The 16,497-nt window shown below is 45.5% G+C and carries 17 protein-coding genes and 1 tRNA gene; 3 read left to right on the forward strand and 15 right to left on the reverse strand.

The annotated features are described in order from the left end of the window. Positions 1-112 precede the first annotated feature (112 nt). Positions 113-1,426, forward strand: coding sequence for a serine hydrolase (locus tag M3M37_RS05110; RefSeq protein WP_252794640.1), 1,314 nt, complete (start codon positions 113-115; stop codon positions 1,424-1,426). 48 nt (positions 1,427-1,474) lie between these two features. Here the strand turns inward: M3M37_RS05110 and M3M37_RS05115 are convergent, their stop codons facing one another. The 12 genes from M3M37_RS05115 to M3M37_RS05170 all read right to left on the reverse strand — a co-directional run bounded on the left by M3M37_RS05115 (position 1,475) and on the right by M3M37_RS05170 (position 13,926). Then, a complete protein-coding gene (locus M3M37_RS05115; protein WP_252794642.1) occupies positions 1,475-2,239 on the reverse strand; it encodes an alpha/beta fold hydrolase in 765 nt (254 codons plus the stop codon). Between the two features lie 121 nt (positions 2,240-2,360). Continuing rightward, positions 2,361-4,979 carry a bifunctional acetaldehyde-CoA/alcohol dehydrogenase gene (gene adhE, locus M3M37_RS05120; RefSeq protein WP_252794644.1) on the reverse strand — a complete coding sequence of 873 codons (2,619 nt, stop codon included), beginning with the start codon at positions 4,977-4,979 and terminating at the stop codon, positions 2,361-2,363. A gap of 85 nt (positions 4,980-5,064) precedes the next feature. Further along, the gene (adhP, locus tag M3M37_RS05125; RefSeq protein ID WP_252794646.1) at positions 5,065-6,093 is read right to left on the reverse strand and encodes an alcohol dehydrogenase AdhP; all 1,029 of its coding nucleotides are present in this window, start codon (positions 6,091-6,093) and stop codon (positions 5,065-5,067) included. Positions 6,094-6,332: 239 nt separating this feature from the next. Next, a tRNA-Pro gene (locus M3M37_RS05130) sits at positions 6,333-6,406 on the reverse strand. A 72-nt stretch (positions 6,407-6,478) separates the two neighbouring features. After that, positions 6,479-7,309, reverse strand: a complete 831-nt coding sequence (locus tag M3M37_RS05135) for an energy-coupling factor transporter transmembrane component T family protein (protein ID WP_252794647.1) — start codon at positions 7,307-7,309, stop codon at positions 6,479-6,481. After that, the gene (locus tag M3M37_RS05140; RefSeq protein WP_252794649.1) at positions 7,302-8,999 is read right to left on the reverse strand and encodes an ABC transporter ATP-binding protein; all 1,698 of its coding nucleotides are present in this window, start codon (positions 8,997-8,999) and stop codon (positions 7,302-7,304) included. The genes M3M37_RS05135 and M3M37_RS05140 overlap by 8 nt, the downstream gene beginning before the upstream one ends. Positions 9,000-9,005: 6 nt before the next feature. Then, positions 9,006-9,554 carry an ECF-type riboflavin transporter substrate-binding protein gene (locus M3M37_RS05145; RefSeq protein WP_252794650.1) on the reverse strand — a complete coding sequence of 183 codons (549 nt, stop codon included), beginning with the start codon at positions 9,552-9,554 and terminating at the stop codon, positions 9,006-9,008. Positions 9,555-9,723: 169 nt separating this feature from the next. Next, a complete protein-coding gene (locus M3M37_RS05150; protein ID WP_252794652.1) occupies positions 9,724-10,356 on the reverse strand; it encodes a DNA-3-methyladenine glycosylase in 633 nt (210 codons plus the stop codon). Between the two features lie 38 nt (positions 10,357-10,394). Beyond that, on the reverse strand, positions 10,395-10,841 hold the full coding sequence (locus M3M37_RS05155; protein ID WP_252794653.1) for a universal stress protein: 447 nt from the start codon (positions 10,839-10,841) through the stop codon (positions 10,395-10,397). 65 nt (positions 10,842-10,906) lie between these two features. Then, positions 10,907-12,490 carry a BCCT family transporter gene (locus M3M37_RS05160; protein WP_252795925.1) on the reverse strand — a complete coding sequence of 528 codons (1,584 nt, stop codon included), beginning with the start codon at positions 12,488-12,490 and terminating at the stop codon, positions 10,907-10,909. 160 nt (positions 12,491-12,650) lie between these two features. After that, positions 12,651-13,223: a sugar O-acetyltransferase gene (locus M3M37_RS05165; RefSeq protein WP_252794655.1), complete on the reverse strand. Its 573-nt coding sequence runs from the start codon at positions 13,221-13,223 to the stop codon at positions 12,651-12,653. 1 nt (position 13,224) lies between these two features. Further along, positions 13,225-13,926, reverse strand: a complete 702-nt coding sequence (locus M3M37_RS05170; protein ID WP_252794657.1) for a ribonuclease H family protein — start codon at positions 13,924-13,926, stop codon at positions 13,225-13,227. A 109-nt stretch (positions 13,927-14,035) separates the two neighbouring features. Here M3M37_RS05170 and M3M37_RS05175 point away from each other — a divergent pair, with 109 nt between their 5' ends. After that, complete coding sequence (locus M3M37_RS05175; protein ID WP_252794659.1) at positions 14,036-14,473, forward strand: hypothetical protein; 438 nt, start codon at positions 14,036-14,038, stop codon at positions 14,471-14,473. A 40-nt stretch (positions 14,474-14,513) separates the two neighbouring features. On the opposite strand, the gene M3M37_RS07445 is transcribed toward M3M37_RS05175, so the two are convergent. Next, on the reverse strand, positions 14,514-14,639 hold the full coding sequence (locus M3M37_RS07445) for a hypothetical protein (RefSeq protein WP_274705508.1): 126 nt from the start codon (positions 14,637-14,639) through the stop codon (positions 14,514-14,516). Positions 14,640-14,739: 100 nt separating this feature from the next. Here M3M37_RS07445 and thiD point away from each other — a divergent pair, with 100 nt between their 5' ends. Next, positions 14,740-15,543: a bifunctional hydroxymethylpyrimidine kinase/phosphomethylpyrimidine kinase gene (gene thiD, locus M3M37_RS05180; RefSeq protein ID WP_252794660.1), complete on the forward strand. Its 804-nt coding sequence runs from the start codon at positions 14,740-14,742 to the stop codon at positions 15,541-15,543. Positions 15,544-15,583: 40 nt separating this feature from the next. On the opposite strand, the gene M3M37_RS05185 is transcribed toward thiD, so the two are convergent. Together M3M37_RS05185 and M3M37_RS05190 are read right to left on the reverse strand one after the other, a co-directional pair. Continuing rightward, the gene (locus M3M37_RS05185) at positions 15,584-15,766 is read right to left on the reverse strand and encodes a hypothetical protein (protein ID WP_252794662.1); all 183 of its coding nucleotides are present in this window, start codon (positions 15,764-15,766) and stop codon (positions 15,584-15,586) included. Positions 15,767-15,768: 2 nt separating this feature from the next. Then, a complete protein-coding gene (locus tag M3M37_RS05190; RefSeq protein ID WP_252794664.1) occupies positions 15,769-16,467 on the reverse strand; it encodes an NAD(P)H-dependent oxidoreductase in 699 nt (232 codons plus the stop codon). Positions 16,468-16,497: the final 30 nt, after the last annotated feature.

Here is a 16,497-nt window from a genome sequence, read left to right on the forward strand (position 1 = left end):
ATTCTATTCTAATTTTAATTGACGCTCTCTCCATTAAAATCTAAAATGGGGACAGTCTTAACCAAATTTTAAAAATTGCTAATCTGGGTTTGGACTGGAAAGTGGGTTTACGATGGCAAAGAATCGACCGTTTAAATTATTATTACTTTCATTCATGCTCTTTTTTAGCCTGGGAATGCCATTAAGGACTGGTCAGGCAGCAGCAAATTCATCTAATTTACCCTTGACTAACCAACAGGTTCAATCCCAAGCAAAAGGTGCCATTGCCATTGATGCCAATAGTGGCCAGATTTTGTATGGTGAAAATCAAGATCAACGCTTACCCATTGCTTCTGTTAGTAAATTAGTGACCATTGGGGTTGTTTTGCAAAAAATCAAACAACATCAACTTAACTGGGATACCAAGGTTCCCATCAGCCAAGCAATTGCTACTTTAAGTCAAAATCCCTTGTATACGAACGTCCCGTTGGTAGCAGGACAAACATATACCGTCAGACAGCTCTATAATGCTAGTTTAGTAACATCTGCCAACGCCGCAGCAATAGCGCTCGGACAATCCATTGCTGGTCCCCATGGTGACTTTGGTCAAATCATGCGCCAAACCGTATCTAAATGGGGAATTAAAAACGCCCAACTTTATAACGCTTGTGGTTTAACTAATCAAGAATTAGGTTCTTTAGGTAGTTCCCAACTTAGTGGAGCTACCGAAAACAAGCTATCTGCTAAAGAAACCGCACTGATTGCACAAAAAGTTTATCAACTAAATCCACAAATTGTCCAAACTACAGCGCTTCAACAAATTAACTGGAACGGCATTCCAGAAGCTACCACCAATCATCTGTTGGGAAATCACGCTGGCTTCCAGGTCGATGGACTTAAAACCGGGACGAGCGATACAGCCGGCGAAAACCTAGTGGCAACCGCTACTAAAGGTAATCATCGGGTCATTACCGTAGTGATTGGGGCTGCTACCGGGCAAAGAAATCTGCAGACCGCTAAGATTCTCAACGGCCTCAACCAGCTCCAGGTGGTCAATCTACAACGGAAGAATTTACCCTACCAAAAATTACAGGTGATTAACGGAAAACAATCCTCGGTTCCGTTAGGATTTCAACGCCCGCCTTACTACTGGCTTCGAAAATCGGACCAATTAACAACACGATTAGTTCCTAACGATGGCCTCACTCAGTTCTCAATGCCACTAGCCCCCATCCATAAGAACCAACCATTTGGTCAGCTCCAGATTCAAGCTCCACACCTTCAATTCCTCCAACGACAATCATCATCCATTCCGGTTGTCTTTACCAACTCGGATAACATCGCTTGGGGACGAATGTTCCTTGGCGGCTTTGAGTTAATCGTAATTATAGCTGGATTGGGTTACTTAGTCTATTGGCTGAAAAATCGCTACGCCCCCCGACATTAAATGCAAATAAAAACAGGTTCTCCTATGACAAGGAAAACCTGTTTTTATTTACACTGATTGTTGTAAAAAGGTGGCTAGATCAGCATAAAAACGATCCGTTTCATCAATCATCAAATTATGACCTGAGTTTGAATAGCATTTTACCTTTAATTCCGGATAGGATGGGCGAAGTTTTTCCACGTCTTGGTTGCCGACGATATTGTCATATTTACCAACCAACGCAGTGGTAGTTAATTCCGACTTTTGCCCCCTTAAATCCGGTAATGCATAACGATCGGATTGCATGGCCTGGGTTAACATCGGACTCTTATTTTTCGCCATGACGGTGGCAATCTGTTGTTGATAGTACCGATATTTCAATCGATTAAGGACCACGTTTACTTCCCCAAAACCATTGCTAAATTGAGTTGCATCCGGGCTTACGTAAGTATGTTGCAATTGAGCTAGTTTTCGTTGGGAAGTTGCAGGCACCATCATTGGAACTACTAGTAGTTGCGCCGTTAATTCCTGCGGAAAGTAACTTGATAATCTTGTCGCTAGATAGCCACCGTATGATTGTCCTAACGTCACAAACCGCTGTAACTGTAACGACTTGATAACCTGTACCACCATTTGGAGGGTCGTAGCTGAATCAATAAAGGGTTGGTCCCGCGACTGTCCCATCCCGGGTAAGTCAATGTAAATCCGTTGGTAAGCACGCGTTTGGTTTTGAAAAAAGGGCTCCAGCAGTGGCATTAAGCTAGTCGAGTCCAGTTCATATCCATGCAGCATGACCACGGGAAAACCCGTTCCTACCGTAATAAAGTTCAACATTTTTCGTTCTCCTGTCAGCTACTCAATCCAGTTAGTTACTCAAATGATACCATTTTTAGCAATCACACCAAAAAGCCCTCCAGCTAGAATTCCTAGCTAGAGGACCTTAGTTTAAATTAGGTTAAACTTCTTTATCGGTTTCCGTTTCCACTCCAATTCCATCGTACTCATCCAAAATGATGTCTTTCAGATCAGCAATCAATGGTTCCTTCGGGTTGGCCGTTGTACATTGGTCCCCGTAAGCTAATTCGGCTAACCGTTGGGCTTTTTCTTCCAATTCCTCCCGGTCGACACCTTGGGCTTTCAAGCTCAACGTAACGCCAACTGAGTGAGCTAAATCAATCACTTTGTGCACCAAAGCCTCTTTTAACTCTTCTTCCGAGTTACCTTCTAAACCGATGTAACGAGCAATTTCTGCATAGTCTTTATCAGCGCGGAAGGATTCGTACTTCGGCCACGTTGCAATCTTCTTTGGTTGTTTGAAGTTGTAACGAATAACGTGTGGCAAGGTAATTGCAATCGCAATTCCGTGGGTAATGCCGAATTGACCACCGAGTTTGTGGGCGATGGAGTGGGTAATTCCCAAGAAGGCGTTCGCAAAGGCCATTCCGGCAATCGTTGAGGCCGTGTGCATCTTGTCCCGAGCTTCCATGTCACCGTTGTAAGAAGCCGTTAAGTTTTCAAAAATCATCTTAATAGCTTGCAATGACAACGGACGCGTGTAGTCAGAAGCCATGACCGAAACGTATGATTCAATGGCGTGGGTCAAAGCATCCAATCCAGAAGCAGCAATCGTGCTCTTTGGCACCGTCTTAACAAATTGCGGGTCAATGATGGCTACATCAGGAGTTAAGGCGTAATCAGCCAGTGGGTACTTAATGTGTAACTTAGCATCCGTAATAACTGAGAACGGTGTTACTTCGGAACCAGTTCCGGACGTACTTGGGATGGCAACCATCTTCGACTTGCTTGGTTTTTCAAAGCGGTAAGCCCGTTTCCGAATGTCCAAGAATTTTTGCTTAGCACCAAAGAAATCCGTTTCCGAGTTTTCGTAGATTAACCACATCATCTTAGCAGCATCCAGCGGTGATCCTCCCCCGAGGGCGATAATCGTGTCTGGTTGGAAACCACGCATTTGCAATACTCCGGCATCCACCGTTTCCGTCGTTGGTTCGCCGTGAATGTCATCAAAGATGTAGTATTGGACATCGTCATCACGAGCGTTTAATTCGTCAAGCACCTTGTCAACGTAGTGGTATTTAACCATGGATGGACTCGTAACAATAAAGGCTTTGTGAATGTCCGGCATATCCTTGAGGTAACGCACGGAGTTTTTTTCGAAGTAAATTTTTGGTAGTTTAATCCATTGCATATTATTTCTTCTCTTTGCGATTGTTTTGATGTTCAACAGGTCGTAATCCGTTACGTTATGGGAAATTGAGTTTTGTCCCCATGATCCAGTTCCTAAGGTTAAGGATGGGGTCATGTTATTGTACAAGTTCCCCACCCCACCTAATCCAGATGGCGAGTTCACAATAATCCGGGAGGCTTTCACAGAAACTCCGAACTTCGTCGCTAATTCTTCGTTCCGAGTTTGAATGGCAGCTGTGTGCCCTAATCCACCGTAGTCCAGCAGCTTGTTTACGATTTCAAAGGCATCTTTGTGACCCTTAGCCCGGTAAACGGAGATTACTGGGGATAATTTTTCTCCAGACATCGGGTACTTTGGTCCAATTCCTGTCATTTCCACGGCAAGCACTTGGGTATCTTTAGGAACCTTGATGTTTGCCATGTCAGCAATTTGTTGAGCGGTTGCTCCGGCGATTGGACCCTTAACGCTTAACCGGGTGCTATCAAACATTGCATCAGTTAATTGTTGTTGTTCGTCTTCTGGAACAAAATAAACTCGGTTACGTTCCAATTGTTCCTTCACGTCGTCGTAAATATCATCGTCAATGACGGCACTGTTTTCAGTGGCACAAATCATCCCGTTATCAAAGGTCTTGGATAACACAATGTCGTTCACGGCTTCTGGAATCTTAGCGGTCTTTTCGATGTAAACCGGACCATTACCAGGACCAACCCCTAAAGCAGGTTTTCCAGTAGAGTAAGCGGCTTTAACTAAACCAGGACCACCAGTAGCCAAGGTACATGCTACACCTGGGTGCTTAATCAAGGCATTCGTAGCTTCCCGACTTGGTTCTTCAATCCATTGGATGCAGTCTTTCGGTGCACCAGCGGCCACGGCAGCATCCCGCATGATTTTAGCGGCTTCAATTGAAGATTTCAGTGCTTGGGGATGCAAACTAAAGATGATGGCGTTCCGCGTCTTCATCGAAATGATGGACTTGAACAACGTGGTGGAAGTTGGGTTCGTTACGGGTGTAATTCCCGCGATGACACCTAATGGTTCTGCCACTTTAATCAAATCTTCTTCCGAGTTTTCGTCAATCACACCGACCGTTTTGTCGTTGCGAATGTCGTGCCAGATTTCTTCAGTAGCAAATAAGTTCTTGATGGCCTTGTCTTCAGCGACTCCCCGACCAGTTTCTTCGTAAGCCATTTTACCAAGGCGTTGGTGCGCATCGACTCCGGCAATTACCATGGCGTGCGTAATTTCGTCCACTTTAGCTTGATCAAAACTACTCATTTCGTCTAAGGCCACGTGAGCTTTTTTCACCATCTTGTCGATGGTATTGTCAATTTGTTTGAGTTGTTTTTCTTCTTTTTTGTCAGACATGTTCTTTCCTCCGGTTACTTCCATGTTCTGCAGTACTTGCCCCTCCGATTGAGGAGCAAGGTTTTTTGCCGGTTGTTACTATAAATTAGACAGTTGCGCCCGTAAAATCAAAGACTACCCGACCAACAATCTTGCCGGCTTTCATGTCGTCAATCACGTGGTTAATGTTTTCCAATTTGTCGGTTCTAACGATCGGTTCCACTTCACCAGCAGCACCAAATTGGAAGGTTTCGCGCAAATCTTCCCGGGTTCCGACTAACGAACCCGCGACTTTAATTCCGTCTAAGACCGTCTTATCAATATTTAAGGCCATATCACCCTTTGGCAAGGCCACGGCAACTAACGTTCCGTTGGGAGCCAAAGCGTTTACTGCATTGGTGAAGGCAGCTGCACTAACAGCGGTTACGATCGAAGCATCGACTCCACCATCAGTGGCCTTAATGATTTGTTCCGTCGCATCGTCATCGTGCCGATTAATTACCACATCGGCGCCATTTTCCTTAGCGGCTTCCAGTTTGTCAGGATCACCGTCAGTCACCACTACCCGGGCACCAAAAACGTGTTTAGCCAGTTGCACGGCTAAGTTTCCTAACCCACCGGCTCCGACGATCTCAACCCAGTCACCTGGTTTGGTGTCCCCTTCCTTCAAGGCCTTGTAAGTTGTTACTCCGGCACAAGTTAAGGAAGTAGCTTGGATGGGGTCCAATCCGTCAGGAACTTTGACAGCGTACTTGGCATCTACGATACATTCTTCCGCCATCGCACCGTCCACGCTAAATCCAGCGTTTTTAACGTTTCGACAGAGAGTTTCGTTTCCAGTGACACAGTAACGACAGGTTCCATCAGCAGAGTAGAACCAAGCGATTGACACTCGATCTCCCACTTTCAGGTTATCCACGTCTTTTCCGACCTGGATGACCTTTCCGACTCCTTCGTGACCAATAATTCGACCTGGAACTTCACCGAAGTCCCCGGCAGCAACGTGTAAATCAGTGTGACATAAACCACAGTATTCAATCTTAACTAATGCTTCATGATCTTCGATGGGACGTAATTGAACGTCTTTGACATCCACGTACCCATCTGAGTTCGGACGCACAACAGCTGCTTTCATGATTGTTTCCCCTTTCCAAACCTTTACTTTACGAATTCATTATATTGTTAAACTATTCACATGTCAACTAAAAAACATCTTTTTAGCTTTTAAAAAAACTAAAAAATTAGATATAATTGCGCAGCAACGGCTTTATCATACCAAATCGCGTAAAATATAATTTTGTGTGATAGTGAACAATATAGACAAAAAAAGAGTAGGACCGCTACTTGCGAGTCCTACTCTACCTGTAATTATAATCGGGATAACAGGAATTGAACCTGCGACCTCATACTCCCGAAGCATGCGCTCTACCAAACTGAGCTATATCCCGTTAGTATCATTACCTAATTATGATACCACAAATTCAGTTAATGGTTAAACCGCAAACTGTTTCTCGTTCTTTTCACTGAAACGGATTGTAAAAACGACCATGATTAACTTGAAACAATAAAATGGTAATCATCAGCAATAGGATTGCTAATCCCAATACCAGTGCATCCGTCCCCCGAAAGGGTTGCGCAGTGTACCACGTCCGTTTTTTCTTGCTGCCAAAACGGCGCAGTTGCATGGCTGTACTAATTCGGTCGATATTTTCAAAACTGGATAAAATCAACGGAATAATGATATTGATGATCCCGTGCAAGCGCGTGGTCAGTTTTCCCTTAGAAGAAAGTTCGCTCCCACGCGCTTGTTGGGCATCCTTGATGTCTCCAAATTCACGTTGCACATCTGGAATGTAACGCAGCGTAAGCGCCACCGCGTAACTAATCTTATAGCTAATCCCCAACCGATTCAGACTGGATGCAAACAAACTCGGATTGGTTGTCATAATGAACACCAATGCAAGCGGAACCGTGCAGACGTACTTTAAGGTCACGTTTAACAGGTAAAATAGTTCTTGCGTCGTTACCGTAAAATAACCAGCCGAAATGATCACCGTTTTAGCTCCATAAAGATGCACTCCATATTGGGGTGAAAAAACGAAAACCAGGATCACGTTCAAAATTGAGAAAAAGGCAATAAACTTCACCACAAACGCCACCTGTCGCCACTTTAAGTGGGACCACTTAAAAATTAAAAGCGACAAAATGGCCACTAAAACCAAAAAGCGCGTGTCAAAAGTCGTCATGCAGGCCACCGACACAATCAAGAAAAAGAGAAGCTTCGCAGCTGCGTTAATCCGGTAGATAAACGTGGTGCCAGGATGATACCCTAACGTATTGGCCTCATTCATGCTGTTTCCCCCTCTCCTTTAATGCCATCATCAGCTCCGCTTCGGTAGTGCCAGCTTGCTTAGCTAACGTAGCCAAACTGGTAGAACAAAGGTGCGCAGCGTTCATCAACTCGGGTTGCTGTAATAATTGGTTAGGTGTGACGTCAGCTGCTAATTTCCCATCGTTCACCACTAACACCCGGTTACTATACTGGGCCATCAGTTCTAAATCATGTGTAATTAACATGATGGTAATTCCTTGTTGGTGTAATTGTTCCAAAAAGGTCATGATTTCCGTGTAGGTTTGCCAATCCTGTCCAGCTGTGGGTTCATCCAAAATTAAGAGCTGCGGATGTAACACCAAAATTGCGGCAATCGTCACCCGTTTTCGTTGCCCAAAACTCAACGCACTGAGCGGCCAATTCCGAAATGGGTATAATCCACAAATCTGTAAGACGTCGTTTACTTGAGTTTCAATGTGCTCTACCTGCCGTAACCGTAGTCCCAGAGCCACTTCCGCAAAAACCGTTTTTTGTGACAACATTTGGTTCGGGTCCTGCATCACGTACCCGATGTGGTCCGCAATTTCCTTAATGGAAGCCGTTGCCAATGACTTATCCTGCCACGTAATCGTCCCCGTGCCGCGCAAAAAACCACAAATCAACTTCATCAAAGTCGATTTTCCGGCTCCGTTTTGTCCGACCACACTAATAAAATCCCCTTGGTAGATGGTGCAATTTACTCCAGCTAGGGTCGCGTGATTCTTGTTGGGATACTGAAAGCCAACGTTTTGTAGTTCCAGTAATGCGGAACCCTCAGGCTTCGAATGTGCTTGCTGAACCGCTCCTTCACTCCACCGTCGAATTTGCCCTAATTCCGCCGGCGTTAATTCTAATTGCTGGACGTGATCTAAATGCGGTTGCCGTTGCACGTCGATTCCGGCGGCCTTTAACACCCGCACGTAGAGTGGCGGTTCGATGCCATTTTCTTCTAAGCGTTCTGTTTTTAACAATGTGTCCAGATCAGAATCGCTAACTACCCGACCTTCACTGAGCACGATGGCATGATCAAAAGCGGCGGAGGAGACTAAATCTAAGCGGTGTTCGATCATCACGAGGGTAAACCCGAGTTCTGCTTGTAACTTGGTTACCAGTGCCAAAATTTCGTGACTAGCAACGGGATCTAGGTTTGCAAGGGGTTCGTCTAGTAATAAAATCGGTGCTTGGTTGACTAAAACTCCGGCTAACGAAACCTTTTGCTTTTGGCCTCCCGAGAGTGACTGCGGCGACTGGTTTAGCAATCCCTTAATCTGCAGGCGATTAGCCCATTCGGCCACCACCTGCTTCATTTGGGCTTGGGGCATGGCGTCGTTTTCTAGCATAAAAGCGATGTCTTCCGCAGCGGTTAAACCTGTAAATTGACTGTCTGGGTCCTGCAAAACCGTCGAAACTGAAAAGGAAAGGTCAAACAATGACATGCCTCCAACCGGATGGCCGGCAATTTGCCCGGTTCCCGTTATATCGCCAGGATCTTCCTCTGGAATTAAGCCATTAATACACTTAGCCAGGGTTGATTTACCACTTCCGGAGGGACCTAAAATTAATAGTTTTTCGCCAGGGTGAACGGCGAGCTTTACGTTCGTCAGGTTAGCTTCCGCCTGACTGTTATATTTAAACGAAAAATCACTAAATTCGATGATTGGTTCAGTCATAAGCTCCTACTCTTTTCGTAAACTATCCTTGCGGACCCGAGTAGCGGCGTAGGCTTTAATCAAAATGGTGCCCAAGATTCCCACGGAGATACTGTCCAAGGTTCCAGATAACAAACCCTGCACGTAAACCTTACTAGCGGGTTCACTGTAAATTAAGATGTCTAAGGTTGGAGCTACAAACGCCCATAGAACGTAGTTGGTCACAATTTGAATCAGATTAAACCACACAGCGTCTTTCCAACCAAAGATTCCTTGGTTCACCTTGAAGTACTTACCAAAAAATCCAATCACGAGCCCAAATAAGGCGGAACAGAGCACCCAACTCCACCACGGGTTTCCAAACATCATAAAATCGTTTAAGGCGTGCCCAATGAATCCGACCGAAAAACCGACCACTGGTCCATAAATCAACGCAAAGAGGGCCAAAAAGGCGTAGGTTGTCGCTAAATTAGTGTTAGGAAATCCGGTCGGAATGGAAGCAAACCGATCCAAAATCACGAAAATGGCGGCCCCAATTCCAATGGCGACCACTTTTTTTACCGATAAACTTTTCATTAGCAAAACTCTCCTTTTAATTCTTGTCGATGCCTCTTATTATACGGTTAATTCTGGATTATCTCAATCTGTTTTGTAAAATGGTTCGGCTTTAATCCCAATTCTTCAAACTTTTTCGAACTAAAAACGCAGGGGCCTAAATTTAATTAGGCCCCTGCGTTTGTTGGGGTTAATTTTTCCAACCGTGATTTTTTAAGTCAAAGTCGCGTTTCGGTAACTTGGAAACGTACGGATTACCGGCAACGTAGAAGCGGTACGGTTTTTCCGTCCAACTCCCACGGTCACTCACGCCAATCCGACCACTGGTCACGATTTGTTTGGGAATCTTGCCATGATCTAAATCAATGTCTAAATCCGTTTCCCCAAATTCCAGCTCGTTCAGGTGCTTATCCGTGATGCCCAAGGCTTCCATTAACTTGCCGGGACCATTGGTCAAATCATACCCATGCTTAGCACGATTTTGCTCCATTAATGCTCGTCCCTGGACCGGTTCCAGCCCCCGAATCAAAATTCCCTCGGGAACGTCCCGCGCTTGCGCCGCCACATCGAGGCAGAGCCGCGAATGAATCGAATAAATGTAAATCGTCCCGGGTACGCCATAGAGAGCTTCGTTCGCAGGAGTCCGTTTGCCTTGATAAGCATGCGCGGCTGAATCGCGTTGACCCAGATAAGCCTCTGCCTCCGTAATATAACCACTCATTAATCCTTGCGGTGAGTGGTAAATCAAGAGCTTGCCTAGCAAGCGTTGCGTAATTTCATCCGTGGTTCCCGTTGCAAAGAACCGTCGCAGTCGTTCTGTCACCGTCCGTGCCCGCCTTTAAAAATCACCGTTATCAAATATTACCGTACTACGATCACTGAAATCTTAGCTTTTTTCGCCAACTTCACGCTAATGCTGTAAAAATGGTGTTCCCCATCCTTATCAGCTCCGCAAACGAGCAAGTCGGGCTTAAAGTCTGGAATAATCGTATCCAAGATTTCGTCGTCGATGTCGCCGCCTTCACTGGCGATGGCCGTGACGTTTTCTACCCCGAAGTCCTTAGCCAAATCCACGTACTTGTAAATGACCTGGTTCAAAGCATCTCGCTTCTCGTCTAATTTCTTCGGTGTTAGAGAATCGTAAATGTTGATGTCACCACCCTCTAATACCGAACAAATCCCGAGCTGAGCGTTAAATGTTTTCGCCTGCGTCACCGCGTAACTGAGGGCCCGGACGTTTGCGTCTGGATCATCAGCGTCAATCGTCAATAAAATCCGTTTGAATTCTAATGGTTCTACCTTAGCCATGTATCTCACCTCCTCGTTCATATCATAGCATGAAAGCGCCACACGCGCCCGCAAAATTTTGCTTGTTAATCATCGTCGTCATCCTTGGCATTCAGCTTGGCAATCATGTGCCGGGCCCGAATCCGTCGCATCTTTTCCTTCTTCTTTTCAACCCGCATGTCTTCCATTCCCTTGGCTTTCAACACAATGCCTTCGTCGTTTTTCACCATGTAATAAATGGAAATCAGAATCATGATGCAGACAAACATCAATGGAAAGCCGGCAATCGCACAGAACGTTTGAATGGTATCAAATCCACCCACAACCACGATTCCAAAGGCAAAGAGAACAAAAACAACAACCCAGGTCATCCGGTTCAATTGACTTGGATCCTGATTGCCCTTCAGCTCGAGACTCGTAAAGGACGACACGATGTAGGCCGAAGACGAAATCGTGGTGGCCAAGAAAATGAAACAGGAAATACAGTAGACCGCAAACACGATTCCCTTCATTGGCAAGGTCCCTAGAACTGCCGTAATCACGGCCGCCTGTCCGTGCGTGTTCAAAATGTGGACCAGGTTTACGACTCCGTTTTTTTGCAGCCACAACGAGTAACCCCCGAGGATGGCGTAGAAACTCAAACAACCAGCCGAACCGTACATCAACATTCCCAGTAAGACCTGCCGAATCGTCCGGCCCTTAGAAATCCGGGCAATGAACAATCCCATAACGGGCATGTATGACAACCACCAGCCCCAGTAAAAAATCGTTTCGGAGTTAGCAATGTCAGGGGTGCCGTTGGGAACCGTGTTGGTACTTAGTTTCACGAAGTTACTGGTTAACAGGCCTAAACTGTTGGTTTCGGAACTCAAAATGTAAATCGTGGGTCCCACCAGTAAGACAAAGGCTAGAAACAAAATGGCGGTCCAGATGTGCATGTCACTTAGGCGGTCAATTCCCCCGTTCAAACCGTGCCAAACGGTCCAAGCAAAAATTACGAACAGGATGGCAAACAAGCCCATTTTGAGCGCCATGTTATCGGGCCAGCCCGTTAAGCCACTCAAAACGTTGGAAATAATCGGGATTTCCATTCCCACGGACGAACCGACTCCGCCCATGATGCCGAAGACGACCAGGAAATCCACCAGCTGACGCCCAGCATACTGCCACTTGGCATCTCCCTGCAAAAAGTTAATCGACTTACTGAGACGTTGCACCTTATTTTTCTTAACAAACAGAATGTAGCCAATCGCAATGGCCGCTGGGGCAAACATCATCCAAGCCATCGGTCCCCAGTCAAATTGACCCAACATGTGCGCGTAATTATAGGCATCCTCCGAAAAAGGCTTAATCCCAAAAGCTGGGTGGGAAACGTACCGAATCGGGTCCACCATGCTTAACATTAAAATACTGGCATCAATGGCCGTCGCAAAGACCATACTGCCCCATTGCAAACTACTATACTCGGGCACCGACTTGGCATCCCCCAGTTTAATCGAACCGTATTTACTAAAAATCAACCACAAGAAAAAAACGAAGTTAATGATGTAAACCATCATGTACGCCCAACCCATTTGCTTGGTAATCCATGCAAGCGCCGTTGCTAGATCACCCTGTAACGTGCTCCCACCGGCAATCAGAATCACCGACGCCACCACGAAAATCACCATGGTTGGGATAAAAACGAATTTATCAATGTTGAAATGCTTTAAAATAATGGTCCTCCTGAAAGCGCTATGCTTTTTCATACAAAAATACCGCTACGTGAATCGAAATTCAAACTTAATAGCGGTATTTCCAACTTTACTGAATTGCTCTGATTATAACACTTTATTTTTCCTGCAAATTGCTGTTATCAATCTGCTTAATGATCCGGGCTGGATTACCAGCGATTACCACGTCATCTCCAAAGGACTTGGTGACAACCGACCCAGCTCCAACGACCACGTTATTGCCCAATGTGACTCCAGGTAAAATGGTTACACCACCACCAAACCACGCGTTATCGCCAATCGTAATGGGAGCTCCCAGTTCCACGTCGTTAATCCGGTCTCTGGCATTTAAGGGATGGATGTTAGTGTACAAACTACAATTAGGTCCAATGTAACAGTTTTTCCCAAACCGAATTGGGCACGAATCAAGCAGGGTCAGGTGATAGTTTCCAAAGAAATTATTCCCGATGTGCACGTTAAATCCGTAATCGAATTGCAAGTCCGTTTCCATGAAGAATTCTTCCCCGGTCTCTGCAAATAGACCTTTAATCATGGCGTTCCGTTCTTCGTTATCCGGGGTATTATTAATCTTTTGTAACATCTTGCGCACTAAAATCCGGCGCTTAATTAATTCGTGATCAAACTGGTTAAACGATTCCCCAGCGGTCATTTTGGCTCGTTCCGTTGTCATCCTAGCGCTTCCTTTCCATTTGATCCATCGTTTGGTTTAAGCGTTCGTCAACGTACATGTTCCCCTGATTCGTCGCGTGTCCCTTGGTCCAGGCCAATTGCAGGTGGGGAAACTCGGCCAGTAAGCCGTCAAGCTCGTGCCACAGTTCCTGGTTCTTCAGTTCCCCGGTTGCCCGGCGCCAACCCCGTCGTTTCCAACCAGCCAACCAGCCCTTTTGAATCGCATCTAAAACGTACTTAGAGTCAGACACCACGCCCACGTTGCGCTGTTGCAGTTGGTTCGCTCGTAACCATTGTAACGCTTTTACTAACGCCGTGATTTCCATCTTATTGTTAGTAACGCCCCATTCACCATCCGAATCACTGTGTTGACGACCCTGCCAATCAATTAGATAGGCCCACGCGGCGGGATCAGTTGCTTTGACGTGACCGCCGGCAACGTTGCCGTGGTTCCGGGATCCCCCATCCGTAAAAACCACGATTTCTGGGCGACCGTGTGAACCTGATTGAGTAGGATTAGCTGGTTGCTTGGTTGGTCGAGATGTCGGTTGCGTCAAAAATTGCTGCGCAGCCGTTTGCGTTGGAAAACTTTGGTACTGAGCTCCTGAAAAGCCCTCGACTTGTGCCTTGGCTTCCGCCCAGGTCTGGTAAATCCCTGGTTTTCGTCCCTTTTTGACGGCATAATACTTTTTTGTCTTCGTCATCAGATGCCTCCGTTGGTCAAAAGTAAAAATTTCAGAATTAGTTGGTCTAAATCCTTTGCAGGACGCGCTTTTTATGTAAAAATAATAGTATAAGTAGGAGGAGAATAATATGTCTGAGCTTAATATTAAACTAATCACGGCTGACCAAGCCATGAAAATGTTGCGCGATCGTCACGCTAAGCGCAATGAACGTTTTCCTCAATTAATCTCAGCCGGTAGTTTTATCCTGCCTGATTACTATTTAACCAGAAAAAGAGAAGCCTTTAAAATTAGACGGCACACCTTCTTAAAGAAAAAGCCTCGTTCGTACGTAGCCTTTGATTCCGAAAACGGGCAAACGTTATGGCTACGGAATTTTAACAGTCTCTCTGAAGCAATGTTTTGGCTAAATACAGGTTTAAAACCGGCTGATACGGACTCCAATAATTCATTTGCCAAATGGAAAGAGAGTCACGCCGCAGAGATCAATGAACTCAAGGATCAATTGCGCGCCATGTCTAAATTGAAGAAAAAGGAAATTGTGAAGGCGACGAAAGCCAAGAAATAGAAAAAGGGATTACGATAGCAATTCGTAATCCCTTTTTAATTTACTTAGCAGCAGGTTTTTGTTTTAAAAACTTTTGTAAATCTGCAACTCGTTTTTCTTCTTTTTTACGTTTTTTCTGGTCAATTGGACGCCGACCTTGGACACCATTTGGATGACAAATTCTCATGATGAACACTCCTTTACTTTAGACTTACAAATAACAGCTCTATGTATTATAATACATCCAACGTAGAAAAATCAAATTTCTTCAGGAAGGTGTGTCTCTTATGCTCAATGATTATCCCCAAGTTGTCACCATTGCCGGGAGCGATAGTGATGGTAGTGCCGGCATGCAAGCCGACCTTTTAACCTTTTTTGCTAAACAAGTTTACGGAGCAACCATCATCACTGCCTGTGTGGCGGGAAACTCCTTTGGAATTCACGCAGGAGTTAACATGGACGCCGATTTCATTAGTCAGGAATTTAAGGATCTCGCCGACGACTTCCACATTCGAGCCGCTAAAACCGGGATGCTAGCCGATGCTGACATCATTAATACCGTGGCTGACAACTACGAAAAATATGATTTCGGTCCCCTCGTGGTTGATCCCGTTATCATTACAAAACATGGAGATATGTTACTCGAACAAGCAGCATACGAGACGCTCGTTCAACGATTAATTCCCCTGGCTGAGGTTTTAACCCCGAACTTCTTTGAAGCCGTTAAACTTAGTGGTTTGGATCCCGAACTGCCTGATTTTCAAGAAAAGGCAGCCCACAAGCTCCAGGAAATGGGGGCCCGCAACGTCATGGTTAAAGGTCGGCACGACCAAACAACCCAGGAAACGGTGACCGACTACGTTTTATTGGAAAATGGTCAGTCCTTCAAAATGACAGAACCATACTATGAAACCACTCATAAGAACGGAACTGGTGATACCCTATCCGCTGCAATTACGGCAGAGTTAGGATTAGGCAAGTCCGTTGAAACTGCAATTCGGAGTGCCAAGGAATACGTTGATGCCTGCATCAAAGACGGGATTAACGTCGGGCACCAGTTTGGTCCAATCAACCATTGGGCCGCTAACTAACAACTAAAAATAAACCTAGCTAACTGCTAGGTTTATTTTTTTACCACTTGGAGGGACTCCAAATCCGGCCGTCAAGCTCAGCTTCGGCTTGTTCAATTCGGACAGCCTGTACATGCACCAATTGTTGTGTGGCCTGTAACAGGGCCTTCGTTGTGATTGGTTCATTCTGAGTCGTATTTTCTAGTTCTGTTAACTCAGCTAATAACCACTTCTCGGTATCCATGACTATCCCTCCTCTGCTTGGCGAATTAATTTAATTTGCTCCTTCAAATCGTCCAAATGTTCTTGCTGCTCTTGCAGTTGGTCAATAATGAGCTGAATTCGTTGCTGCTGGGCTTGCGGTTGACTAACTTGCCACTTTTGTAACTGCTTAATCATCCATTTTACCCGTTGCTGAAAATGCAACGGTTGGGAAGCAGTTAAATATTGTTGATATTCAATTAGTAACTGCGCTTGCTCCGCGTCCGTTAGGTACGCAAATTGATTAATCACCAGCGGTTTTAGAAACTGCATGCCAGCGTGGTGCGCCAACGCCCGGTACGGAGTTAAAACTTCCGAGATGCTAAAGCCTTCCGTCCCACCTGCTTGAAACTCTTGTTCGGGATAACCCAGTGACGTAACGATGCCCAACTGTTTGTCGACTAATTTTCCTCGTTCGCTGGCAAAGGTAAACGCCCGGGTTAACACGTCATCCTCCCATTGTTTTAAAAGCGCCGGGGCGCTGTACCAATACATGGGGAACTGAAAAATAATGCGGTCGGCCTGCAACAGCCGTTGTTGTTCTGACGCAACGGCTAATGGTTCATTATTATCCGTTAGTCTGTGCCAAGTGACCGTATCTAAATCTGCTTGAGCCCGGTTTAAAAAAGCCTGGGTGCTCGAATCTTCGTACTCAGGATGAGCTACAATGACTAATGTTTGCAAGTTAAATTCCTCCATTCTATTAGCTTTCAT

This window comes from Fructilactobacillus carniphilus (genome assembly GCF_024029675.1).
GTDB classification, from domain to species: Bacteria; Bacillota; Bacilli; order Lactobacillales; family Lactobacillaceae; genus Fructilactobacillus; species Fructilactobacillus carniphilus.

Coding starts and splice junctions, on each gene's coding strand:
- M3M37_RS05110 (WP_252794640.1), top strand. CDS start 113: ATGGCAAAGAATCGACCGTTTAAATTATTATTACTTTCATTCATGCTC.
- M3M37_RS05115 (WP_252794642.1), bottom strand. CDS start 2,239: ATGTTGAACTTTATTACGGTAGGAACGGGTTTTCCCGTGGTCATGCTG.
- adhE (WP_252794644.1), bottom strand. CDS start 4,979: ATGTCTGACAAAAAAGAAGAAAAACAACTCAAACAAATTGACAATACC.
- adhP (WP_252794646.1), bottom strand. CDS start 6,093: ATGAAAGCAGCTGTTGTGCGTCCGAACTCAGATGGGTACGTGGATGTC.
- M3M37_RS05135 (WP_252794647.1), bottom strand. CDS start 7,309: ATGAATGAGGCCAATACGTTAGGGTATCATCCTGGCACCACGTTTATC.
- M3M37_RS05140 (WP_252794649.1), bottom strand. CDS start 8,999: ATGACTGAACCAATCATCGAATTTAGTGATTTTTCGTTTAAATATAAC.
- M3M37_RS05145 (WP_252794650.1), bottom strand. CDS start 9,554: ATGAAAAGTTTATCGGTAAAAAAAGTGGTCGCCATTGGAATTGGGGCC.
- M3M37_RS05155 (WP_252794653.1), bottom strand. CDS start 10,841: ATGGCTAAGGTAGAACCATTAGAATTCAAACGGATTTTATTGACGATT.
- M3M37_RS05160 (WP_252795925.1), bottom strand. CDS start 12,490: ATGGTGATTTTCGTGGTGGCGTCGGTGATTCTGATTGCCGGTGGGAGC.
- M3M37_RS05165 (WP_252794655.1), bottom strand. CDS start 13,223: ATGACAACGGAACGAGCCAAAATGACCGCTGGGGAATCGTTTAACCAG.
- M3M37_RS05170 (WP_252794657.1), bottom strand. CDS start 13,926: ATGACGAAGACAAAAAAGTATTATGCCGTCAAAAAGGGACGAAAACCA.
- M3M37_RS05175 (WP_252794659.1), top strand. CDS start 14,036: ATGTCTGAGCTTAATATTAAACTAATCACGGCTGACCAAGCCATGAAA.
- M3M37_RS07445 (WP_274705508.1), bottom strand. CDS start 14,639: ATGAGAATTTGTCATCCAAATGGTGTCCAAGGTCGGCGTCCAATTGAC.
- thiD (WP_252794660.1), top strand. CDS start 14,740: ATGCTCAATGATTATCCCCAAGTTGTCACCATTGCCGGGAGCGATAGT.
- M3M37_RS05185 (WP_252794662.1), bottom strand. CDS start 15,766: ATGGATACCGAGAAGTGGTTATTAGCTGAGTTAACAGAACTAGAAAAT.